Here is a 21,875-nt window from a genome sequence, read left to right on the forward strand (position 1 = left end):
GCCCTTGGCAGGTGATATCAGGCTCAACCGTCGAGAGCGCGACTGTGTCCGTCCCGCCGCGGCGCGATCCTCAATAGTCCTTCGATGCCCTGAGGTTCACGCTCTGCCGCCCAAGCGTCGAGATGCTCGACAGCACCGAAAGCCAGCGCGTCACCTGGAACTCGACCCGGGTCGCCGAATACCCCTGACCGTCCGTGATGATCTCGGCGAACAGGCGCCGCGTGATGTATTTGCCGGCGGCGACCGACGTTCCGGCGCCAGTCTGCGGATCGGCCGCGAGGATGCGCAGCCGGTCGAGCCCCGCCGCGCGGCGAACCGCATTGATCGGGTTGAGGCCACCGCTCCCGTCGCGCAACGCCGCGACCGCCGCCGCAAGCTGCAATGCTTCCGGCGCGGACAGATTGGTGATCGAGGTGCCGAACAACAGCCGCGACAGCAGTTCGTCCTCGGGCAGCGCCGGCACGCTCGAGAAACTGATATCGGGTCGCTGCGCCGATCCGGTCACGCGGATCGTCGCGCTGAGCCCGGTCGAATCGGCGTTGGCGGCGATGTCCAGCGACGGATTGGCCGGCACCTCGCCCGCGAACAGGATGCGCCCGCGCTCTATCTCGAACTGGCGCCCGGCAAATTCATAATCGCCCTTGATAAGGTCGGCGCGGCCGACGATCGACGGATTGTCGGGGGCGCCGCCGATCTCGAGATTGGCCGACCATTCGCTGGTGAGGCCGAGCCCGCTGACGATCAGCTGGCCTGGCGCGCGCGCTTTGAGTGCCAGCCGCCATGGTTTGCGCGGCACGTCCTCCTCGTCGCCGATGCCGAAGGGCAGGTTGATCTCACGAATGTTGAGTCGGGGCACGGCGGTGGCGGCGCCGGCCTGGCCAAGCCGGTAGCGACTCTTGTTGAGCAGCAGGTCCCCTGCGATCACCCCGCCCTGCCCGTCCGACTTGAACGTCAGCGGCCCGGTGACCGTGGCGCCGATATCGTCGCGGTTGATCATCACCGCATTATCGGCGCTGACCGCGAGATCGATGCCGAAGCCGTTGGCTGCGGCAAGATCGAAGGTGCCGGTGCCGGTGACACGCCCGCCCTTGCCGGCATCGGCCGCGAAGCGATCGATCACCAGCCGCGATCCGCCGAAGCGCCCGGTGGCCTGGACATTGGTGAGCACGGTGCCGGTGACGCCGCTTTCGATCCGCGCATTCTTCGCCTCGACCACGCCGCGGATCTGCGGATCGCTGACCCGCCCCCCGAGATCGGCGCCGATCGCCACCGGACCGGTCAGGTCGAACAGCTCCATCCCCGTAAGCCGCCACAGCGTATCGGCCGGTCCGTCATAGCGAAGTTGCGCGAACAGGCCCGCATTGGCGAGCTGCGTGGTCAGCGGACCATCGCCCGACAAGGTGAATTGCGCCTGGGCGCGACCGACCGTCTTGCCGCCGCTCTTCGCGACCGCACGCGCGGCGGCCTTGCCCGGCTGGAGGATCGCCGCGATGCCGACATCGACCGGCTGCGACGACAGGATCAGGCCGGACCGAGTCAGGCCCCGGACCGTCGCATCGATTCGTCCGGTCGGCGCTGCGCCCCGCGCCTGGGCAAAGGAGAGCTTGCCCGAGGCAGTGCCGCCGAGCCCGAGCCCGGGATAGCCGATATCCAGGATCGACAAAGGCATCCGCGCCATCGTCGCGTCGATGGCGCTCGATGTGCCGGTGAACCGCCCCGCCACCTGGGCGTCACCGCCCGCGAAGCTGAGCCGGGTCGGCGCGAGCCGCCAGCCATCGCCGTCACGCGTGAATACGGCCGGCGTCACCAACCGCAGCGGACGGCGGTCGAGCGTACCTTCGGCGGACACGGTATAACTGTCGGGCGTCACCTGGGTGACCGTCTCGATATCGAAGGCGCGGCCGCGCGCGCCGGAAATCGAGGCGCGAACTTCGCCGCGCCCGCCCCGCAACGACGCCGCCACGGCGAAGCGCCCGAGCGACATCGCGCCGCGCCGCAGCCCGGTGCCGGACGCCGTCGCCTCGATCGAGGTGCCGGCCGGATCGAGCAGGACCACTGCATCGAGACGTCCGCGGCGGAGCGTGAGATTATCGGCCAGGCGCGCCGCTTCGGCCGCGAGATGCGCCTCGATTCGCTGGACGGTGCCGACCGGTCGGAACAGCAGTTCGCCCGAGATCCCGCCACCGGCAACGGCAAGCCGCCCGTCGAACCCGCCCGTCACGATCTGCAGCGCGCCACTCGCCGTGGTACCGCTGACGTCGAGCCGATTTACGGCGATCGTCCCGCCCCCGCCGCGCGGCAACAATATATCGCCGTTGCCGGTGAAGGGCCCCAGCAACGATCCGCCATTGGCGGTGAAGGCAAAGCCCTGCGGCGTCGGATCGAGGTGGGCAACGACGTTGCTGAGCCCCATCGTGTCGTTGGGTCGCTCGAACACCAGGTCTAGCGTCGGGCGTTCGATCCGGCCGTCGAGCTTCAGGGTAAGCGGGCCATAGGTCGCCTGCTCGCCCCTTCCCTCGAAATGGAACGTGCCGTCGCGGCGCCGGATGCCGTTGCCGGTCAGCCGCAGCGACGGGGACGTCAGCACCAGATTGTTGAGGTGGAGGATACCGTCCGGCGTCCGCTCCAGCCCGGTCGTGATCTTGGGCAAACCGCCGGTCAGCGAGCGGAAGAACGCATTGTCGAGCCGCACCATCTGCGCGGTGCCGGTGCCGATCACCCTGCTCCCGCGCCCGCCCGGCCCCGGCACCACGCGCAGGACGGACTTCACATCGACCACGCCGAGGCCCGGGATGAGATAGCGGCCGAGCGCACCGTTGATCCCGACCTCATATTGGCCGGTCTTCAGATCAAGCGTCAGGTTGATCCGGCCGGTCAGCTTGTCCGAGGTCAGGCGCAGATCGTCGCCGGTGACGAGCCGGCTCGTTACACGCAGCACGCCCTCGACGCGAAGGTTGCGCAGAATGCCGCCGGCAACATCGCCCACGCCGGTCACCCGCGCCGCGGTGAGGCGGATCGGCAGGCGGATCGGCTGTTTCGAGAAATTGCCGGCACCGCCCGCGCGCACGACCTCGAACCCGGTCCGGTCGAACGCGGCTCGGTCGGCTGTCAGCCGGTAATCGAAATGCGCGGTCGCGAAGGCGCCATCGAGGATCGCGCGCAACTCGACGCCGCGACCGGTCATGTTGGGGAACAGCGCCTTGGGCTGGAGCAGCCGGGCATGGAGCCGCAGGTTGCGATAGGCCCCCTGCCCGAGATCAATCGTCCCGACGCCATCGATCGCCAGCGCGGCCGAGCGGAGCTTGAGCGTTCCGTCCAGCCGCCGGTCGGCCAGAGTCGCCACACCATCGACCGCCACACGCGGGCTGGTCAGCCGGGCCAGCTTGCCCTTGGCCAGCGGCGACGGATTAAGCGTGCCGTTCAGCGCATAGCGGCCAGCATTGTTGGTCAGCGCGAGATCGATGACGCGCACCGCACCGATGTCGGCGCGGGCCGCGCCCCGCCAGGCGCTCCATTTCCCGTCGCCGGCGAGATCGATCGCGATCGGCCGCGCAAAGCCGACAAGCTTCGCCAGCACGCCGGTCGCCGTGCCCCGCGCATGGAGATCCACATCGAAACGGTCGCGATCAGGCTCCGCATCGAGCTTCAGCGCCAGCCTGTCGCTGCCTTCGATCACAGCGTTCAGATCGATCAATGCGCGGCCGGCGCGAATCTCGGCACGACCGGCGAGCTTGCCCGTCCGCGCCACGCCGGTGATCTTCGGCGACACCGCCAGCCGGTCGATGCGCAGTTCCCCGATGCGGATGTCGAAACTTGGCAGCAGCGGCCCTGCCTTGCCGGTGCGGATCGTCTGCGGCAGCTTGGCCAGGCTCGCGCGCGGGATGATCAGGCTGCGGATGTTCAGCCGGTTGTCGAGCCACGACAACGGCACCCAGTTGAGTTCGGCACGCGGCGCGTAGAAGATCAGGCCCTTGGGATCGGCGATCCGCACGTCGATCAGCCGTGCCCTGGAATAGAGCGATCCCTCGATCCGCCCGACGCTGTAGCGCAGGCCGTTGGACGGCCTGAGCTGGGCGATCCGGTCAGCGACCCAGCGGTGCCCGATGCTGGTATCCAGCGCCGCCAGCGCCAGCACAACCACCGCGACGATCGCGAATAGCGCACCGGCCAGCCAGCGCCACCAGCGGCGGCGGCGCTGCACGACCGGCGCGGCCACTTCCTCGGTCAAAACGCCTGGCCCAGCGAGACATAGACCGCGACACGCGGATCGCCCTTTTGCGGATTGATCGGCGTGCCGACATCAAGGCGGATCGGCCCGAAGCTGGAATAATAGCGGACGCCGATGCCGGTGCCGAACCGGAATTCGGAGAATTTCGGCAACGGCGAGGTATAGATATTGCCGCCGTCGAAGAACGGCACGATCCCGAAATTGCCGAACGCCTTCACCCGCGCCTCGATCGAGAATTCCGTCAGGCTGCGCCCGCCGATCGGATCGTTATTGGGATCGCGCGGCCCGATATCCTGATAGCCATAGCCGCGCACCGAGGCGCCGCCGCCCGCATAGAAACGCCGCGACGGCGCGATCGCATCCCGCGGCGCGCCGGCGATCGTCCCCAGCCGTATCCGCCCGGCCGCCACCACCCGCGGCGTCACCGAGCGATAGGCGCTGGCGTCGACCTGCACCCGGGCATAGCCGAACGCCTTGCCCTCGAGCGAGATCTCTGGCGAGAACCGCCCGCCGAGCCGGAAGCCGCGCGTCGGATCGAGCAGATCGTCCGACCCGTCATAGATCAGCGTGGTCGGCAACGCGCCGATGAAGAAGGTGCGGCGGCGCGGCAAGCCGGTCGACAGGATCACGTCGCGCTCATCGGAAGCCGTGAGCTCGGCACCGAGCGACCAGGTCCATTGCTTCTGGAAGAAGATGTTGGTCTGCCGCTCCAGGCTGCTGGAGATCGAGAAGGTCTTGGCCTGATAGGCGTCGCGGGTCAGGTTCGAGGCGACGACCTGAGCGGTCAGCACGCGATCCCGCGCGCGGTAATTGTTGCGGCGGAAGACGACGCTGGCGAGCTGCTCCTTGGTGCCGAGCACGCCGCGCAGGGTCAGCCCACCTTCGGGCGGGAACATGTTGCGGTGAGTCCAGCTTACCTCGGCGCGCGCGCCTTCGCCCGTGCCGTAGCCGATCTCGCCGGCGATCGTGTGCGGCGGCGCGGGCGCGAGCGCGACATCGATGTCGACGATGTTCGGATCGACATTCTGCACGGGCTTGATCTCGACGGTAGAGACCAGGCTGGTCTGGATCAGCGCACGGCGCAGGTCGGCAAGCGCAGCGGCGTCATAGGGCTCGCCCGGCTTGAAGCGGGCAATATCCTGCACATGTTCCGCGCCGAACACCTTGTTATCAGGCGCGGTGATGATCTTCCCAAAACGTTTCGCACCGCCCGGCTGCACCGCCATGGCGAGCGTCGCCGTGTGGGTGGCGTGATCGACCACGATCTCTGGCTCGCCGACCTGCGCGAAGGGAAAGCCCTGCTCGCCGATCGCGACGCGCAGCTGCCCCTGCCCCGCCACGATCGTATCCGCGTTGACCGGATCGTCGGCCTTCACGCCGAACGCATCGCGCAGCGCCGGCGCCTTGTCGCCGGCGGCAGCCACACCGGCAAGCGCGACATCGCCGAATTTGTAGATCGTGCCCGGCTCGGCCTCCAGCACCACCACCGGACGCCCGCCATTGGGCTCGATCCGTGTGCCCACCCGCGCGTCGTAATAGCCCTCGGCGCGGAGCAGTTCGACCAGCAGCGCCGCATCCTCACGCGCGCGCCGATCGAGCTGCGCCGCATTGGCTACATCGCCGTCATGCGCGTTGAGGGTCGACAGCTCCTTGAAGCGCTGGTGGAACAGTGCACTCGACACTGAGTCGATCCCGTCGACGCGATAGCTGTAATGTTCTTCCCCCGTCATCTCGGCCTGGCTGGCCGGGTCGACCGCCTCGGGTGGCGCAGCGTCGAGATCGGGCCAGTCGACGCCCAGGCCGGGCATCGGCGCCAGCGGGGATTGAGGATCGAGACCGGTCGATTGTGGTGCGGCACCCGCCACCCCGCCATCCTGCGCCCAGGCGCAGGGGACGGAACAGATAAAAAGACCTCCCGTGGCCCATAACAACGCGCCACGTGGACCGACCGGAAACCACATGGCCCTGTCCTAGCGGCTCAAATCCGCAAGTGACAGAGGCTTGGCAGCCGGCGGTCGATCAGGCGCCCTGCACCGTTCCGGCTGCGAGCCGAACTGCGCAAGCGCAGCACCCAGCCCCATGCCGGGACGCTGGCGTCCTGCGGCGGGACATGGCAGAGGCGCTGCATGGCCAGCAGACCTCCTCCCCGCACCCCGCTAGCCGGCGGTGCCCTGATCGCGCTCGGTGCGCTCGGCGGCACGCTGATCGGTCAATTGCTGTACGCGCCAATTCAGGGCCTGCTGATCGGCACCGCCATCGGCGTGGTCATCTCGGTCGCGATGTGGCTGCTCGACGTGCGATCCAAACGCGGCTGAGCAGGCGCAGCTGTTACCGCAACGCGCGCGACAGCCAGACCACCCGGCCCAGCACGTCCACCGCATCCGGTGCCGGCAGCACGATCGCCGGAAAATCCGGATTGTCGCTGGTGACCACAATCCCGTCACCGGTCTTCGCGACCCGCTTCACCATCAACGCGCCGTCGAGCCGCAGGACGTAGATCCCGCCGCGCGCACCCGGCGCGCGATCGCGCTCGTCAATCAGCATCCGATCGCCGTCCTGGATCGTCGGCGTCATCGAATCCCCCTGGGCGCGCAGTACCGCGCTCTGCCCTTCGCGCACGCCCAGCGAAGCGAGCAGGCGCGGATCGAACAGCTCGCCGCCCAATAGCCGGTCCTCGTCGACCAGCCCACCGGGGCCGGCCGACGCGGCCACGTCAAGCCGGCGGACCTGCGCCACCATCGGAGTCGCAGGGGCTGGAGGCCCTCCCAGTTCCGCCTCGTCCACCCGGAAATAGCCGGCGAGCAGCTTGCGGTCGCGCTCCGCCAGCAGGCGCGGCGTACCCCGCTTCACATATTGCTGAAGATAGGCGGGATTGCGCCTGAGCATGCGCGACAACGCAGCATAGCTTTCCCCGCCTGCGGTCACCAGGCGGTCCAGAACAGCGCGCGGATCAATCGCCTCCATTCCTGTCCTATTACCATAGGAAAAATCCTAGACAAGTTGGAAATTACGGAACAGACCAAGAACATAATCAAGGGACTCGGGAAAGGCTGCGTACGATGTCGGTGTTGGGAAAGATCGATGGCTATCTGAAAAGGACGGGAATGCCGCCAACCCGGTTCGGCCGGCTGGCGGTCAACGATCCGCGGCTGGTGGGGGATCTGCGCAACGGGCGCGAGCCGGGCCAGCGGGTCAGGGCACGGATCGATGCCTTTCTGGCACAGGGGCAGGAGCGGTGAGCCGCGGTCCCGATGCCGGTACCCTGCTCGTCCGGGCGGTGGAAGCGGACGCCTTTGGCGCCGGTTGCCTGATTCGCATCGCCGACTCGAACTGGACGCGCTGGGCAAGCGCGACCTTCAACGGCGCCCGCCACGCCTTGCGCGTGGAGGCGGACGATTCGCCGGCGCTCGAGCGGTGGCTCACGGCCCTGCCCCAAGCGGGCCTGGCGATGCGTGGGCATCTGCTCGCCGAGTTGGTGGTGAGGGGCATCAGCCGCGCTGATCGGATGGCGACGATCGCGCTCGAGGCGCTGACCGTGGAGGAATGAGGCTCAGCCGCGCGTTGCGAGGTGGCGCAGCGTGCCGAGCGTTTCCTGCAGCGATTCTTCCTGTTGTGACTCTTCCTGTTGTGGCTCTTCCTGCGCCGGGGGCGGCGGCGCGACCGGCTCGCGGCGGCCCATCGTTCGCTCGAGCCGGTCCAGCAAGGCGTGGATGCCGGCCGGCAGATCCTTCTCGACGCGCGCCGAAGCTGGCGGCCGCGAGGGCGCGAAGGGCCGCTCGACCTCTTCGGCCAGTTCGGTGCGGAACGGATGGGGCCGCGCGCGGAAGATCTGGGCCGGTGGTCGCATCTGCGGCGGGGCGGGCATCGGCGCGATCGGCGCGAGCACAGCCGGTTCCACTGGTTCCGCCGGTTCGGGCGAACCGACCGGTGCGGACTCTGACGGCGCTTCCACTGCCTGGTCGCTGGGTGGTGCGAAGGCCGGCGTTGGTTCCGGCGTGGAGATCGGCGCCGAGTCGCTGAGTGGCTCCGATTCCTGGGCGATCGGTGCGGGAGCGTGGGTCTCCGATTCCGTCGCAGCTGGCGCGCCCATCGGCTTCGGCCCTTTCGGCTTCGGCGCTGGCGGAATCGGATCGGCCGTTTCATGCGCGCCGGAATCAAGTACCGATTCGTCGGTCGGCGCCGCGAGCTCGTCAGCAGGCGGGAACCATTCGATCGGCTTGGCCGGAATGGCATAAGGATCAAATGCCGCCAGGGGTGTGTCCAGATCGACCGGGAGATCACGTTCCGTGGCCGGCTGCTCCTGGGCGATAACAGGCTCGTCTGCCCTTATCCCGGAAAGGCGAGTCGCCCGCACCTCCAGGAACGGCGTGCCGAGCTCTCGCGTGGCGGACAGCGGACGGCGCGCCGGCGCATCGGGATGAGCATCTGCGCGGCGCAGCACGGGCGCCGCTTCGTCATCATCGACCGCGCCGTTTTTTTGCACGACGATCGCGCGCCCGCCGATCAGCAGGAACAGCCCGAACCAGGCCACCAGCGCGCTTCCCGCACCCGCCGAGAGGATCAGCACGGCACGGGCAGTGACGCCGAGCGGCGGCTGGGTAGCGGGGAAGATCGCGGCGATGCCGGTGTCGATCACCAGATTTTCGAGCGATCCCGCCGGAATGATTGCGAAGACCAGCGCGACGATCCCGCCGATCACCACCGCGACGACTGGCGCGACGGGCAGATTCAGGCGCTGATGACGGATGGAATCGACCATGACGGCAGTGATGGCACAGATTTGGTAATTTTTTGGTAAACAGAATCGTAACGCGCAACATTTTAGATGGGCGGTTCGCGCTATGCCTCCGGTCGCGTCGTGGTGCCGGGCTGAGGGACGGCGGGAACCACCAACGCGTGCCGCGCATTTCCGCCTCATGGCGACGATAACCTATTGCGACGACAGCGAACCCGGGATCACGCGCAAAAAGATGCGCCATGGCTGGGGTTATTTCGATCCGGACGGCAAGCGCATCACCGACCGCGACGAGATCGACCGGCTCAATGCAATCGGCCTGCCGCCCGCTTACCGCGACGCCTGGTTTTCCCCCAACGCCAATAGCCACATTCAGGCCGTCGGGTGGGACGACAAGAACCGTAAGCAATATCGCTATCACACCGAATTCCGAGAAACGCAGGAAGCCGCGAAATATGAGCGCTGCCTGCACTTCGGGCGTGCCCTGCCGAAGCTTCGCGCGCGGGTCGAGCAGGATCTGAGCAAGCGAGGGCTGAACAAGGCCAGCGCCGTCGCAGCGGTGGTCCGTCTGCTCGACGTGGGTCATGTCCGTGTCGGGAACGAGGCTTATGCCAGGGATAACAAGAGCTACGGCGCGACAACCCTGCGCAAGCCCCATGCCCGGGTGAAGGGCAAGACGCTGAAGCTCCAGTTCAAGGCGAAGTCGGGCAAGCTGTGCACCCTGACGATCACGGATGGATCGCTCAGCCGTTTCGTCAAGAAGATGCAGGACCTGCCCGGCCAGCATCTGTTCCGCTGGGTCGACGAGGCGGGCGAGAGCCACGCCGTGACGTCGTCGGACGTCAACGCGTACATCAAGGAAGCGATGGGCGACGAATTCACCGCCAAGCATTTCCGCACCTGGTCCGCCAGCGTGCTTGCCTTCGAGACGCTGGCCGAAGCGGATCAGGACATCAGCCTGAAGACGTTGCTCGGTCCAGTCACCGCGGCGCTGAACAACACCCCGGCGATCGCGCGCAAATCCTATGTCCACCCCGCCCTGATCCAGTTGATCAAGGACGGGCAGGCGACCTTCCGCCTCTCGTTGCGGCTGCCGCGCAGCACGCGCTGGATGTCGCGTGCGGAACGCGGCCTCATCGGCTATCTCGAAGCACTCGAGCCCGAAATACTGAAAGCCGCGTGACCCGATGACCGTCAACAACAGCGCCGCCGCCAAGGCGGATCCGATCACTGCGTCCGACGTGAACGAGCAGGTCCAGGATCTGTTCTCCGCGACCTATGCCTGGTTCATGACTCACTGGCTGCAGATCATCATCGCCGCCGCGGCCGCGGCGGTGATCGTCGTCGCGCTGCATTTCCTGCGCGGATTGGGCAACCGGCTCTGCAACCTGCGGCCGGGCGCCGCCGGCTGGGGCACGGTGTTCGGCCGCGCTATCGTGAAGACCGGCAATTTATTCATCGTCATGGTCGCGGCGAAGCTGGTCGCCGGCTACGCCAATGCGCCGCAGCAAGTGACGGCGACGATCAATTTCCTGTTCACCATCGCGGCGGTGTTCCAGGCAGCGATCTGGGCGCGCGAGATCATCCTCGGCGCGGTCGAGCATCGCACGCATTCGGAGAATTATTCGGGCGAGGCGATCGGCAGCGCGATGGGGATCATCCGCCTGCTCGTCACCTTCGCACTGTTCGCGATCGCGCTGATCGTGGTGCTCGACAATCTCGGCGTGAATGTCACGGGCCTGGTCGCCGGCCTCGGCGTCGGCGGCATCGCGATCGGCCTCGCGGCGCAGGGTATCTTCGCCGATCTGTTCGCTGCGCTCGCGATCATCTTCGACCGCCCGTTCCGCCGCGGCGATGCGATCACTTATGACACCTCGTCGGGCACGGTCGAAGCGATCGGGCTGAAATCGACCCGCATCCGCGCCGCCACCGGCGAAGAGCGGATCATCGCCAACAAGAATCTGCTCGACAAGGAAATCCTTAACAACACCCAGCGCGACTATCGCCGCGGACAGTTCAAGCTTGGCCTGGTCCAATGGACTCCGGTCGAGAAGATGGAGCGGCTGCCCGATATCCTGCAGGAAGTGATCGAGAAGTGCGGCCGGAAATTCGTCCGCGCCGGGTTCATCGGCTTCGGCGAGTCCAGCTATGATTTCGATGTCGAATTCGATTCGCCCAGTTCGTCATTCGAGGACTTCTTCCATGCCCGCCACGCCGTAGGCCTTGGCATTATCAAGCGACTGAATGCGGAGGGCATCGAACTGGCCTATCCCACCCAGACCGCCTTCACCGCAGCGCCGCGCGGCGGCATGATCGGCCCCTATGCCGAAGCGCCGCCTTATGGCGAGAATGCCGCGCCGGTCACCGATGATCCGTCCACGACCGCCGAACTCAAGCCTTCGGCCAACCGTTCGGCGGTCGACCAGGATTCGCACCCGTGATCGGGGAGGGGATAACCGACGACAAGGAAGCGATCGTCCGCGCCCAGTTCGAGGCATTCCGCGATCGGCGGTGGGAGGACAGTGAAGCGCTGCTGGCGGCGGATTTCACCTTCACCAGCCCCTATGACGACGCGATTTCCCGCGACGCCTTTTTCGAACGCTGCTGGCCCAATGGCGACCGGTTCGAGGATCTGCGGATCGAGCGCGTCGCCACCGATGCGAATGGCGCCTATGTCACTTACCTCGTCACCACCGACACCGGCGAGCAATTCCGCAACACCGAGTATCTGACCGTATCCGACGGCCAGATCCGGGCCGTCGAGGTCTATTTCGGCCCAAGCTATCGGGCCGGCGCATTCGTGGCGAAACAGCCCGAGCAGGGATAATCGGCGTTATGCAAGCGCCGGCGTTGGCTGGCCCATGCCGAGCGAGGCGAGGAAGCCGTTCCAGCTCTCCACCGTCATGCCGCCGAGATATTCGTGCTGCATCGCTGGCGTCAGTACCTCGATCATGCGCGCGCCTTCGAGCCACAGCTCGATCACCCCGAACGTCCCGCCGCGCTTGCGATATTTGGCCTCCCAGCCCTCGCGCGCGGCGATCATGAAGACAGATTCGACGTCGAGCGGCGTGGCGATCGCGATATGCGTCGCCGAGCGGCGGTCCGACGGGCCGATCACGCCATAGGCATCGGCATCGCCATCGGCCGGGACCAGCCGCGTGCCGCGCGGATAGACTTCGATGATCGTGTTGCGATCATCATTGGCCAGCGCGACCCAGCTGCCCTCCATCACCGGCGGAAACGGCGTTGCCTGTCCTTCCCATAGCTCGGCGATCACCTGGGCGACGTGCCGGGGATTGTCGGCATCGATCGAAACGTGAAAGATCATGTGCGCGCTCCATCAGGTTGCTCCCCGCAAGCGGGGCCTCATGAAGTAGAGCTATCGCGTCACTGGCCGTGCCTGGGAGGACATTCGACGGGATCGACGAAAGTGCGACGCGCGCGTCGCCTCATTGATCGCCCTCGTCGCCCTCCAGCGCATCGCGCTCGCGCCGGCCGAACAGGCCTCCGATCCAGCGCCGCATCGTCGCACCGGCAATGGCAAGGCCGGCCAGGATCCACTTGCCGAAGCCGAGCGCGATCGCGAGGAAACCGAGCTTCTTCGCCACCACGACACCGGCCCCTGCCGCGACCAGGCCCGCCAGCCCGTACTCGGCCGTTTTGTCGATCGACGAATCGAAATCGGCATAACGCGATCCGGCATCGAACGAGGCCGCGTTGCCGAAATTGGCCGCGGCGGTACGCACCTCGGGCAAATGATCCATGTCGGACAGCATGTTGAGACTCAGCACGCCCTTCCGGCCCAGCAGCCGCACATCATAGTTCAGCGTATCCACCGTAGACCCGGACACTTTGAGATCCCGCGCCCAGATCAGCGCATGCGACCGAGCGTCATAGGATGGCGGCTGCGCCCAGCCGGCGAGGGTCATCGTCGGATAGCCGTTCTTCTGCCGCTCGGCATTGTCCTGCGCCTCGCCCTCGCGCATCTGCTCGAGCACCTTGCCGTAATCCTCGGTCGCGGCGTCCTTGTCGGGAACATAGCCGGTGTCCTGATACGTCACGACCGCGCCCCAGACATTGTCGAAGATCGTCGTATTTTTCTCAAAGACGATGCCGAGCGTATGGGCGACCGCATCGGGCGGGTTGCCCCAGACCTTGGTCAGCACTGCCTTGGCCTCGTCGGCCGGCAGGAAATAATAGCCGTCGCCGAGATGCAGGGTCGCGTGCGCTGCCGGGATCGCGACATCGCCGGTCTGTTTGTGCAGGCTCTGTTCGAACCGGACCAGCTCCGCCGGAATTTTCTGCGGCGCGGCAGTGTCATTCTGGGCATGGATCGGTGCCACCAGCGATACCGCCAGAGCAAGCGTCGCCGCGCGCGCGAAGATCTTGATTGTCATGCCTTAACCCCCCGGTTCGACGCAGAATCGTCCGTGCCAACAGGCTCCCGAATCGCAGCACCGTCAAGCGCCCGTTCGTCGCATCTGGACAGACAGACATGCGGGCCCGACCAACCCGGCAGAGGTGAATCCGAGTCGCGGACGGACGTGACCCGGCTCTTTTAGAAGCATCGGTTCGGCAAGGATGGGAAGCGAGCGCTCGCTTTACGGGCAATGGACGCTACGTCCGCGGGGTTCTTCCTGTTTCCGGTCGGGCGAGGCTTGCGTGGATCGGGCCGCCGCGCCTAGAGGACGCATGCGCCCCGGCGCCCAACTGAATTCGAGGACATCATGGCGACGATCACCGTTCAGGAAATGGCGCAGCGCATCGGTACGGAAACCGTCTCCGACTGGGTCGAGGTGAGCCAGGAAATGATCGACAAGTTCGCCGATGCGACCGGTGATCACCAGTTCATCCATGTGAACCCGCAAATGGCGGCGATGACACCGTTCGGGGGCACCATCGCGCACGGCTTCCTAACCTTGTCGCTGATGCCGCTGCTCGCCTCGAAGGTGCCCGATGCGCCGCAGATCGAGGGCGTGAAGATGGGGGTCAATTACGGCGGCAACAAAGTCCGCTTCATCAAGCCGGTCCGCTCCGGCAAGCGCGTGCGCGGCCGCTTCAAGCTGATCGAGTTCGTCGAGAAGCGTCCTGGCCAGTGGCAGCAGACCAACGAATTCACGGTCGAGATCGAGGGCGAGAACAAGCCCGCGATGATCGCCGAATGGATCGCCCAGATTTTCGTGTAATTTTCTCCCCTGGAACTCCCCTTCCCGCTTGCGGGAGGGGGGCGGGGTGGGGCCTGACCTGCGAAATTGACGCAACGGCTGCCCCCACCCGACTTCCCACCCGCCCCCTCCCCTGAAGGCGAGGGGCTAAGAAAGAAGGACAGCCAAAATGCGTTCCGCCGTCATCGTCTCGACCGCCCGCACCCCGATCGGCCGCGCCTATCGCGGCGCGTTCAACAACACCCCCGCCCCGACGCTTGGGAGCCATTCGATCAGGGCCGCCGTCGAGCGCGCCGGGATCGATCCGGCCGAAGTCGACGATGTCGTGTTCGGCTGCGCGCTGCAGCAGGGGCACCAGGCCGGCAACATCGCCCGCACCGCGCTGCTCCGCGCCGGCCTGCCGGTCAGCGTCGCCGGCATGTCGGTCGATCGGCAATGCTCGTCGGGCCTGATGGCGATCTCGATCGCCGCGAAGCAGATCATCACCGACAATATGGACATCACCGTCGGCGGCGGCGTCGAGAGCATCAGCCTGGTGCAGACCCCGAAGATGAACATCGCGCCCGACCCCGAGCTCGTCGCGATGCACAAGGACATCTACATGCCGATGCTCGGCACGGCCGAGGTTGTCGCAAAGCGCTACAATATCAGCCGCGAAGAAATGGACGAATATGCGCTTCGCTCGCAGCAGCGCACCGCAGCGGCGCAGGCCGCCGGCTATTTCGACGCCGAGATCATCCCGGTCACCGCTACGATGGCGGTGGTCAACAAGGAGACCAAGGAAGTCACCTACAAGGAGGTGACGCTGGCGAAGGACGAGGGCAATCGCGCCGACACCACGATCGAAGGCCTGCGCGCGCTCCAGCCGGTGATGGGGCCGGGCATGACGATCACGGCCGGCAATGCCAGCCAGCTTTCCGACGGCTCATCCTCCTCGGTGCTGATGGAAGAGAAGGTCGCCGAGAAGCGCGGCCTCCAGCCGCTGGGCCGCTATATCGGCATGGCGGTGGGCGGCACCGAGCCGGACGAGATGGGCATCGGCCCCGTCGTTGCGATCCCCAAACTGCTCCAGCGCTATAACCTGAAGATGGACGATATCGGCCTGTGGGAGCTGAACGAGGCGTTCGCCGTGCAGGTGCTCTATTGCCGCGACAAGCTCGGCATTCCCGACGAGCTGCTCAACGTCTCGGGCGGCGCGATCTCGATCGGCCATCCCTATGGCATGACCGGCGCCCGCGCGACCGGCCACGCACTGATCGAGGGCAAACGCCGCGGTGCGAAATATGTCGTCGTCACGATGTGCATCGGCGGCGGCCAGGGCGCAGCCGGCCTGTTCGAGGTCCTGTGACGTGAGCGGGAGGGGATGTCACCATCCCCTCCCCTCGCCTTTTGGATAGGTCGTCAGCGGGGCGTCCGGTCGCCCTCTCCGGCTTCAGGCGTTCGTCGCCATCCACTCTTCCAGCACCGGCGCGATCTGGTTGCGCCATTTGCTGCCGTTGAAGATGCCATAATGGCCGGCATCGGCCACCAGATATTTCTTCTTCGCCGCTGGTAGCTTCGTCGCGAGCTTCAGCGCCGCCTTGGTCTGGCCCAAACCCGAGATATCGTCGCGCTTCCCCTCGATCGCCAGGATCGCGATGTCGGTGATCGCCGCCGGATCGACCGGGCGGCCGCGATGCGTCATCGTGCCCTTGGGCAGGGAATGATCCTGGAACACCACGTCGATCGTCTGGAGATAAAATTCAGCGGTCATGTCGCAGACCGAGCGATATTCGTCGTAGAAATCCTTGGTCTGATTGGCGCTGTCGTCATCGCCCTGCACCAGATGTTTGAACATCTCGTAATGCGACATCATGTGGTTGCCGAGGTTCATCGTCATGAAGCCGCTGAGCTGCAGGAAGCCGGGATAGACCCGCCGCCCGGCGCCTGGATAGGTCGCCGGGATCGTCGCGATGACGTTGTTTTCGAACCAGCTGTGCGGCCGCTCGGTCGCCAGCGTGTTGACTGCGGTCGGCGCTTCGCGCGTATCGATCGGGCCGCCCATCATGGTCAGCGTCTTAGGCCGGCACGGATGCTTGTCCGCGCTCATCAGGCACGCCATCGCATAACAGGGCACTGAGGGCTGGCAGACCGCGAGCATGTGCCCACCCGGCCCGATCAGTTCCATGAACTCGATCAGATAATCGATATAATCGTCCAGATCGAAGCTGCCGTCGCTCAGCGGCACGAGCTTCGCATCGCGCCAGTCCGTGATGTAGACGTCGGCCGCCGGCAGCATCCGCTCGACCGTGCCGCGCAACAGCGTGGCGTAATGGCCAGACATCGGCGCGACGATCAGCAGCTTAGGGCCCGTCGAGACACCTTCGCGCACGAAATGCTTGAGCTGGCCGAACGGCTTTCGCAGCACGATCTCCTCAGCGACGGCGACCGGCTTGCCGTCGATGATCGTATGATCGAGCCCGAAATCGGGCTTGCCGCGCGGCGCGGCCGCATGGGCGAACACGTCGAGCGCTGAGCTGAGGATCGCGCCGCCACCGAAATAGGCGAAGGGATTGTTCGGATTCTGGAGCATCCCGGCGCCGAAATTGGCCATTGCGCTGGCTCCGGCGAGCATCGATTTCTGCAGTTCGTAAGCGTTGTAGAGCATAGGATACCCAAAATCGGAAAATATGGATCGCACCCTATGGCATAGGTGTGCATTGCAGCATAAGCAATGGATACCGACGTCCGGTTCCGTCCCCTTCGGCCATCAGACGATGCCGCGGCCGGCCGCGAAGAACGTCACGAACCATGGCTCTATCTGGCGTCTCGGCCATTGCGGGAAGCCGGGACAAGTCCTAGGTCCGCGCGCATGGCCGAGCCCACCTTAGCTTCACCCGCGCCGTCAGCACCGAAACCCGCCGACTCGCGCCGCCAACTCGGCAATCTGAAGATGGTGTGGCAGCATGCGTCCCGCTATCCGCGCCAGATCGCCATCGCGCTCGGTGCTCTGGTGGTCACATCCGCAGCGACGATCGCCATCCCGTACGGCTTCAAGAAAGTGATCGACCGTGGCTTCGGCCCCGGCGCCGACGGGTCGGTGACCAATTCCTTCCACTATCTGCTGATGATCGTGGTCGTGCTCGCGCTCGCGACCGCGGTGCGCTTCTATTACGTCTCCTGGCTGGGCGAGCGGGTCGTCGCCGATATCCGCGCGGCCGTGCAGCGCCATCTGCTGACCCTCGCGCCGCGCTTTTTCGAGGAGAACCGCCCGTCGGAAATCTCCTCGCGCCTCACCTCGGATACCACGCTGATCGAGCAGGTCGTCGGCACGACCGTCTCCGTCGCCCTGCGCAACAGCTTCACCGGTGTCGGCGGGATGATCTATCTCTTCGCGCTCTCGCCCAAGCTCGCGGGCATGCTGATGCTGGGCATTCCCGTCATCATCCTGCCGATCATGCTGCTCGGCCGGCGCGTGCGCAATTTCTCGCGCACCTCGCAGGACCGGGTCGCCGATGTCGGCTCGATCGCGTCCGAGACGCTCGGCGCGATGAAGATCGTCCAGGCGTTCGGCCAGGAAGAGCGCGAGGCCGCCCGCTTCGCCGGCGCGGTCGACGCGACCTTCGCCGCCGCCAAGCGCCGCATCCGCCTGCGCGCGGTGATGACCGCGATCGTCATCGCGCTGATCTTCGGTTCGATCACCATGGTGATGTGGGAAGGCGCGGTCGACGTCGCCGCCGGCCGGATCAGCGGCGGATCGATCGCTGCTTTCGTGCTGACCGGTGGCCTTGTCGCCGGCGCGTTCGGCGCGCTGACCGAAGTCTATGGCGATCTGCTGCGCGGCGCCGGCGCCGCCGGCCGCCTCGCCGAGTTGCTCGACGAAGTGCCCGAGATTCGCGCGCCCGCAAGCCCCATTGCCCTGCCGGTTCCGGCACGCGGCGCGATCGAGTTCGAGCACGTCACCTTCCGCTACCCGACCCGACCCGAAATCGCGGCGCTGGAGGATTTCTCGCTTGCCATCGCGCCGGGTGACACGGTTGCCGTGGTCGGCCCGTCGGGCGCCGGCAAATCCACCCTGTTCCAGCTGATCCAGCGTTTCTACGATCCCGATGCCGGCCGCGTGCTGCTCGATGGCGTGCCGCTGCCCCAGGCCGACCCGGCCGAGATCCGCAGGCGCATCGCCATGGTGCCGCAGGAAACCGTGATCTTCGGCGCCTCGGCGCGCGACAATCTGCGCTACGGCAATTGGGCGGCAAGCGACGATGCGCTGTGGGCGGCGGCCGAGACCGCCAATGCCGCAGAATTCCTGCACAAGCTGCCCCAGGGCCTCGACACCTTCATGGGCGAAGGCGGCGCCCGCCTGTCGGGCGGCCAGCGCCAGCGCGTGGCGATTGCCCGCGCGCTGCTGCGCGACGCTCCGATCCTGCTGCTCGACGAAGCGACCAGTGCGCTCGATGCGGAGAGCGAACGGCTGGTGCAGGAAGCGCTCGAACGGCTGATGCAGGAACGCACGACCCTCGTGATCGCTCACCGCCTCGCCACCGTGCGTGCCGCCGCGAGGATCATCGTGATGAGCGACGGCCGCATCGTCGAAAGCGGCACCCATGGTTCGCTGATCGGCGAGAGCGGCCTATACGCCCGGCTCGCCAGCCTCCAGTTCAACGAGGCAGCGTGATTTGACCGCTCGGCCGTCAGTGTACAGCGTCGCGGTGATCGGCGGCGGCCTCAGCGGCGCGCTGTTCGGCCTGAAGCTCGCAGCCGCCCGGCCCGATTTCCGGGTGATCGTGATCGAAGCGACGCGCCGCATCGGCCGCGGCCTGGCCTATGGCGCCTGCACGCCGCAGCATCTGCTCAACGTGCCGATCAGCCGGATGGAAGTCGGCCTGACGCCCGGCTTCGCTGACTGGCTGCAGGCGAACCCCGACGCACGCGATGCCCTCTCCACAGGCTTGGCGGAAAGCGGCGGCGACTTGCCCGGCATATTCGTGCCGCGCGCGCTGTTCGGGGCCTACCTTGAAGAGCGACTCGAAGCGGCGCTGGTCACGGGTGACGGCCCTGGTCTGACGCTGGTGCGCGGCGAAGCGGTGCGCGTGCTCGCCCGTCCCGATCGCGCGGTACGGCTGAGCGACGGGCGCGAAATCCGGGCGGATACGGTAGTGCTCGCCACCGGAAACCTCGCCCCGCGCGCACCTGGCGGGCCCGACCAATGGTTCTACGACACGCCAGGCTTCGTGCCCGACCCCTGGGCGCCGGACGCGTTCGAGGGGCTCGGCCAGGACGATCCGCTGCTCCTGCTCGGCACCGGCCTGACCACGGTCGATATCGTCCTGAAGCTCACGGCCGCCGGCCATCGCGGCGCGATCCTCGCCACGTCGCGCCGGGGCCTGTTGCCGCAGGTGCATGCGGCCGGCGGCGCCTGGCCCGCCTTCCTCGAAGCGGCAACGCCCGCTTCGCCGCGACGGCTCATGCGCCTGATCCGCGAACAGGTCGCGGCCGCAACCGCGCAGGGCATCCCGTGGCAGCGAGTCTTCGATGCCGCCCGCCCTGCGGTCCCGGCGGTCTGGAGCAGCTGGTCGACCCGCGAGAAGCGCCAGTTCCTCCGCCACCTGCGCACGCGCTGGGACGTCCACCGCCACCGCATGGCACGGCGCATCCACGATGCGCTCCACGCCGAGACGGCGCGCGGCCGGCTGGAGATCCTGCCGGCACGTCTGCGCGCCTACCGCCCGGCGGAAGACAAAGTCGAGGCCATCCTCGCCACCCGCACCGGCGACGAGCGCCGTTTCACGGCCGCCCGCGTCGTCAACTGCACCGGCCCGCGGCGAGACGCGGGGGCGATCGCCATTCCGTTGCTCGCGGACCTGCGCGATCAGGGCCTCGCTCTGCCGGATGCACTTGGCCTCGGTCTCGAAACCGAGAATTGCGCGCTGCTCGACATAGACCGCCGCGAATCGACCTGGCTGTTCGCCCTTGGTGCGCTCACGTGCCCGCAATGGTGGGAGATCACAGCGGTTCCGGAGATCGCGGTGCAGGTCGACCGGCTGGTCGGGCAACTTGCCAATCCGGCGGCAGCGCATCTCAGCGCGGGCGACTTCCTCGACCTCGGGGCTGGCATCTAGCGGTCTGTACAGCCACTGAAATCTCCCGATCATGGACTGCGCGCTAATTCAAAGAAGCGCGGCCAGGCCAGTTCTCAGCGTTGCACCGTTCGCTGCGTGGGACGCAATGCTCCGATCAATCTCACCGTGCACCTTGGTCCATATCGGCATCGCCTCCGCCAACACCCGCTGCCCGGCCCCTGTGAGCGCCAGCCGCTTGATACGCCGGTCCGACGAGTCCGCTTCCACGGCCACCAGGCCATCGCGCTGCAACGGCTTGAGATTGGCGGTGAGGCTGGTGCGGTCCATCGCCAGCAACTCGGCGACCGAGCCGAGCGATGGCGGCTCAGGCCGGTTGAGCGCATTCAGCAGCGAGAACTGGCCACTGGTTATGCCGAAAGCGCGAAAGACGTCGTCGAAGCGTCGCGACAGGGCCCGCGCCGCCCGCTGGGCGGCAAGACACAGGCAATGATCGCGCACGAAAAGCGTCTGATCGCGAGGTACGAGATCGTGTTTTGACACCGGACATTTATGTTGATATCAACTTATAATGTCAAGCGATTGATGAAGGATGTGGCCATGCCAATCGATCCCAACGCCGATATCGAGATCACCAGTTTTGCCTGGGTGCCGGACTTCGCGCGCGGCTTCGTCCGCGACCTGCGGCCGCGTTGGGCGTGTGAAGAGGCTGGCCTCACCTATTCGGAGCGGCTGATCGGCTTCGAGACGGCCAAGGGCGCGGATTACCGCCGCGAGCAGCCCTTCGGTCAGGTGCCGGCCTATCGCGACGACGAAGTACAGATGTTCGAAAGCGGCGCGATGGTTCTGCGCATCGCCGAGCGTTCCGAAAAGCTGATGCCCGACGGCGCGGCAGGCCGGTCGCGCGTGCTCACCTGGGTAACCGCCGCACTCAACAGCGTCGAACCTTTCGTGTTCGATCTGGTCGATATCGACACGTTCAACAAGGATGCCGAATGGGCCCCGCTGCGCCGACCGCAGGTGATAGAAACGTTGCGCGGCCGGCTGGCGGGATTGTCGGGCTGGCTGGGCGAAAGAGAATATCTGGAGGGCGATTTCAGCGCCGCCGACATCATCATGGCGACGGTGCTGCGCGAGATCTCGGACGAGGCCTTGCTGAGCGAATTCCCCAACCTGATAGCCTATCGCGATCGTTGCCTGGCACGCCCCGCCTTTGAGCGCGCGCTGAACGCACAGCTGGCATCCTTCGCGCCCGATCCAATAGTCGCGTGAACCGCCAGGCGGCTCCGCCGTACCGGTCGAATTCCAGAATTTCGCGCGTTAGCTCGAAAGGGTGCCAAGGCAGCAGATGAAGCCGATGCCATGGCGGCCAGATACACCGCCCAGCTATTTCTGGCTGATACTCGCCAATATGCTTGGCCCTGTCTGAAAAACCCCTGGATTCGTCCGATAGACATTTTCCCGTCCCGCGAGACTCCGCTCGCGCTTAAGTCTTGCCCTCGTCAGGGCGACTTCCCATTGCCGCCCGGTTTTACACATCTGACCGTCTGCTTGCGCACCGGCCTTGTCGCGCAACGGAACACAGACAACACGATCCTGTTCAGCAGTCGTAAGAGCACTTTCCCTGGCCGATGCGGGCATCGGCAAAGACGCCACGGCCGCTGAGGCCGTTACGAATAAGATCGAACGAA

19 protein-coding genes are annotated in these 21,875 nt (G+C 66.4%); 11 read left to right on the plus strand and 8 right to left on the minus strand.

Annotation, left to right across the window (positions count from 1 at the left end; translation table 11 throughout):
• Nucleotides 1–70: 70 nt before the first annotated feature.
• Nucleotides 71–4,228, minus strand: a complete 4,158-nt coding sequence (locus U1769_RS18080) for a translocation/assembly module TamB domain-containing protein (RefSeq protein WP_332718828.1) — start codon at nt 4,226–4,228, stop codon at nt 71–73.
• On the minus strand, nt 4,225–6,189 hold the full coding sequence (locus U1769_RS18085) for an autotransporter assembly complex protein TamA (RefSeq protein ID WP_443030402.1): 1,965 nt from the start codon (nt 6,187–6,189) through the stop codon (nt 4,225–4,227). The genes U1769_RS18080 and U1769_RS18085 overlap by 4 nt, the downstream gene beginning before the upstream one ends.
• A 165-nt stretch (nt 6,190–6,354) precedes the next feature.
• On the opposite strand from U1769_RS18085, the gene U1769_RS18090 reads away from it, so the two are divergent.
• Nucleotides 6,355–6,543, plus strand: a complete 189-nt coding sequence (locus U1769_RS18090) for a hypothetical protein (RefSeq protein ID WP_332718830.1) — start codon at nt 6,355–6,357, stop codon at nt 6,541–6,543.
• 13 nt (nt 6,544–6,556) lie between these two features.
• Here the strand turns inward: U1769_RS18090 and U1769_RS18095 are convergent, their stop codons facing one another.
• Nucleotides 6,557–7,192: a S24 family peptidase gene (locus U1769_RS18095; RefSeq protein WP_443030403.1), complete on the minus strand. Its 636-nt coding sequence runs from the start codon at nt 7,190–7,192 to the stop codon at nt 6,557–6,559.
• Nucleotides 7,193–7,287: 95 nt separating this feature from the next.
• Here U1769_RS18095 and U1769_RS18100 point away from each other — a divergent pair, with 95 nt between their 5' ends.
• Nucleotides 7,288–7,467, plus strand: a complete 180-nt coding sequence (locus U1769_RS18100) for a hypothetical protein (RefSeq protein ID WP_332718835.1) — start codon at nt 7,288–7,290, stop codon at nt 7,465–7,467.
• Nucleotides 7,464–7,775 (plus strand): hypothetical protein, encoded by a 312-nt coding sequence (locus U1769_RS18105; RefSeq protein ID WP_332718837.1) that lies wholly within the window; start codon nt 7,464–7,466, stop codon nt 7,773–7,775. The genes U1769_RS18100 and U1769_RS18105 overlap by 4 nt, the downstream gene beginning before the upstream one ends.
• A gap of 3 nt (nt 7,776–7,778) precedes the next feature.
• Here the strand turns inward: U1769_RS18105 and U1769_RS18110 are convergent, their stop codons facing one another.
• Nucleotides 7,779–8,987, minus strand: coding sequence for a hypothetical protein (locus tag U1769_RS18110; protein WP_332718839.1), 1,209 nt, complete (start codon nt 8,985–8,987; stop codon nt 7,779–7,781).
• Between the two features lie 157 nt (nt 8,988–9,144).
• Between U1769_RS18110 and U1769_RS18115 the strand changes: the two genes are divergently transcribed.
• From U1769_RS18115 to U1769_RS18125, 3 genes are read left to right on the plus strand one after another with little or no spacing between them, the layout of a single operon-like run.
• Complete coding sequence (locus U1769_RS18115; protein WP_332718841.1) at nt 9,145–10,146, plus strand: DNA topoisomerase IB; 1,002 nt, start codon at nt 9,145–9,147, stop codon at nt 10,144–10,146.
• 4 nt (nt 10,147–10,150) lie between these two features.
• Nucleotides 10,151–11,404 carry a mechanosensitive ion channel family protein gene (locus tag U1769_RS18120; protein ID WP_332718843.1) on the plus strand — a complete coding sequence of 418 codons (1,254 nt, stop codon included), beginning with the start codon at nt 10,151–10,153 and terminating at the stop codon, nt 11,402–11,404.
• The gene (locus U1769_RS18125) at nt 11,401–11,790 is read left to right on the plus strand and encodes a nuclear transport factor 2 family protein (RefSeq protein ID WP_332718846.1); all 390 of its coding nucleotides are present in this window, start codon (nt 11,401–11,403) and stop codon (nt 11,788–11,790) included. The genes U1769_RS18120 and U1769_RS18125 overlap by 4 nt, the downstream gene beginning before the upstream one ends.
• 6 nt (nt 11,791–11,796) lie before the next feature.
• Here U1769_RS18125 and U1769_RS18130 read toward each other — a convergent pair whose 3' ends face one another.
• Entirely contained in the window at nt 11,797–12,291 is a 495-nt protein-coding gene (locus U1769_RS18130) for a hypothetical protein (protein ID WP_332718849.1), read from the minus strand.
• Between the two features lie 121 nt (nt 12,292–12,412).
• Nucleotides 12,413–13,360 (minus strand): DUF2167 domain-containing protein, encoded by a 948-nt coding sequence (locus tag U1769_RS18135; RefSeq protein ID WP_332718851.1) that lies wholly within the window; start codon nt 13,358–13,360, stop codon nt 12,413–12,415.
• Nucleotides 13,361–13,690: 330 nt separating this feature from the next.
• On the opposite strand from U1769_RS18135, the gene U1769_RS18140 reads away from it, so the two are divergent.
• Together U1769_RS18140 and U1769_RS18145 are read left to right on the plus strand one after the other, a co-directional pair.
• Nucleotides 13,691–14,149: a MaoC family dehydratase gene (locus U1769_RS18140; protein WP_332718853.1), complete on the plus strand. Its 459-nt coding sequence runs from the start codon at nt 13,691–13,693 to the stop codon at nt 14,147–14,149.
• Between the two features lie 148 nt (nt 14,150–14,297).
• Nucleotides 14,298–15,476: an acetyl-CoA C-acyltransferase gene (locus U1769_RS18145; protein WP_332718856.1), complete on the plus strand. Its 1,179-nt coding sequence runs from the start codon at nt 14,298–14,300 to the stop codon at nt 15,474–15,476.
• Nucleotides 15,477–15,560: 84 nt separating this feature from the next.
• Here the strand turns inward: U1769_RS18145 and U1769_RS18150 are convergent, their stop codons facing one another.
• Nucleotides 15,561–16,775, minus strand: coding sequence for a polyhydroxyalkanoate depolymerase (locus U1769_RS18150; RefSeq protein WP_332718858.1), 1,215 nt, complete (start codon nt 16,773–16,775; stop codon nt 15,561–15,563).
• A 204-nt stretch (nt 16,776–16,979) separates the two neighbouring features.
• On the opposite strand from U1769_RS18150, the gene U1769_RS18155 reads away from it, so the two are divergent.
• Both U1769_RS18155 and U1769_RS18160 read left to right on the plus strand, forming a co-directional pair.
• Complete coding sequence (locus U1769_RS18155; protein WP_332718860.1) at nt 16,980–18,782, plus strand: ABC transporter transmembrane domain-containing protein; 1,803 nt, start codon at nt 16,980–16,982, stop codon at nt 18,780–18,782.
• 1 nt (nt 18,783) lies between these two features.
• Nucleotides 18,784–20,226: an FAD/NAD(P)-binding protein gene (locus U1769_RS18160; RefSeq protein ID WP_332718862.1), complete on the plus strand. Its 1,443-nt coding sequence runs from the start codon at nt 18,784–18,786 to the stop codon at nt 20,224–20,226.
• A 48-nt stretch (nt 20,227–20,274) separates the two neighbouring features.
• Here U1769_RS18160 and U1769_RS18165 read toward each other — a convergent pair whose 3' ends face one another.
• Nucleotides 20,275–20,685 (minus strand): MarR family winged helix-turn-helix transcriptional regulator, encoded by a 411-nt coding sequence (locus U1769_RS18165; protein WP_332718864.1) that lies wholly within the window; start codon nt 20,683–20,685, stop codon nt 20,275–20,277.
• A gap of 99 nt (nt 20,686–20,784) precedes the next feature.
• Here U1769_RS18165 and U1769_RS18170 point away from each other — a divergent pair, with 99 nt between their 5' ends.
• Nucleotides 20,785–21,456 (plus strand): glutathione S-transferase family protein, encoded by a 672-nt coding sequence (locus U1769_RS18170; protein ID WP_332718866.1) that lies wholly within the window; start codon nt 20,785–20,787, stop codon nt 21,454–21,456.
• Nucleotides 21,457–21,875: the final 419 nt, after the last annotated feature.

This window comes from Parasphingomonas zepuensis (assembly GCF_036663735.1).
Taxonomy (GTDB): Bacteria; Pseudomonadota; Alphaproteobacteria; order Sphingomonadales; family Sphingomonadaceae; genus Sphingomonas.

Bases quoted from the DNA above. Each gene is read 5' to 3' on its own strand.
- U1769_RS18085 (WP_443030402.1), bottom strand. From the start codon at position 6,189: ATGTGGTTTCCGGTCGGTCCACGTGGCGCGTTGTTATGGGCCACGGGA.
- U1769_RS18090 (WP_332718830.1), top strand. From the start codon at position 6,355: ATGGCCAGCAGACCTCCTCCCCGCACCCCGCTAGCCGGCGGTGCCCTG.
- U1769_RS18095 (WP_443030403.1), bottom strand. From the start codon at position 7,192: ATGGAGGCGATTGATCCGCGCGCTGTTCTGGACCGCCTGGTGACCGCA.
- U1769_RS18100 (WP_332718835.1), top strand. From the start codon at position 7,288: ATGTCGGTGTTGGGAAAGATCGATGGCTATCTGAAAAGGACGGGAATG.
- U1769_RS18110 (WP_332718839.1), bottom strand. From the start codon at position 8,987: ATGGTCGATTCCATCCGTCATCAGCGCCTGAATCTGCCCGTCGCGCCA.
- U1769_RS18115 (WP_332718841.1), top strand. From the start codon at position 9,145: ATGGCGACGATAACCTATTGCGACGACAGCGAACCCGGGATCACGCGC.
- U1769_RS18120 (WP_332718843.1), top strand. From the start codon at position 10,151: ATGACCGTCAACAACAGCGCCGCCGCCAAGGCGGATCCGATCACTGCG.
- U1769_RS18130 (WP_332718849.1), bottom strand. From the start codon at position 12,291: ATGATCTTTCACGTTTCGATCGATGCCGACAATCCCCGGCACGTCGCC.
- U1769_RS18135 (WP_332718851.1), bottom strand. From the start codon at position 13,360: ATGACAATCAAGATCTTCGCGCGCGCGGCGACGCTTGCTCTGGCGGTA.
- U1769_RS18140 (WP_332718853.1), top strand. From the start codon at position 13,691: ATGGCGACGATCACCGTTCAGGAAATGGCGCAGCGCATCGGTACGGAA.
- U1769_RS18145 (WP_332718856.1), top strand. From the start codon at position 14,298: ATGCGTTCCGCCGTCATCGTCTCGACCGCCCGCACCCCGATCGGCCGC.
- U1769_RS18150 (WP_332718858.1), bottom strand. From the start codon at position 16,775: ATGCTCTACAACGCTTACGAACTGCAGAAATCGATGCTCGCCGGAGCC.
- U1769_RS18155 (WP_332718860.1), top strand. From the start codon at position 16,980: ATGGCCGAGCCCACCTTAGCTTCACCCGCGCCGTCAGCACCGAAACCC.
- U1769_RS18170 (WP_332718866.1), top strand. From the start codon at position 20,785: ATGCCAATCGATCCCAACGCCGATATCGAGATCACCAGTTTTGCCTGG.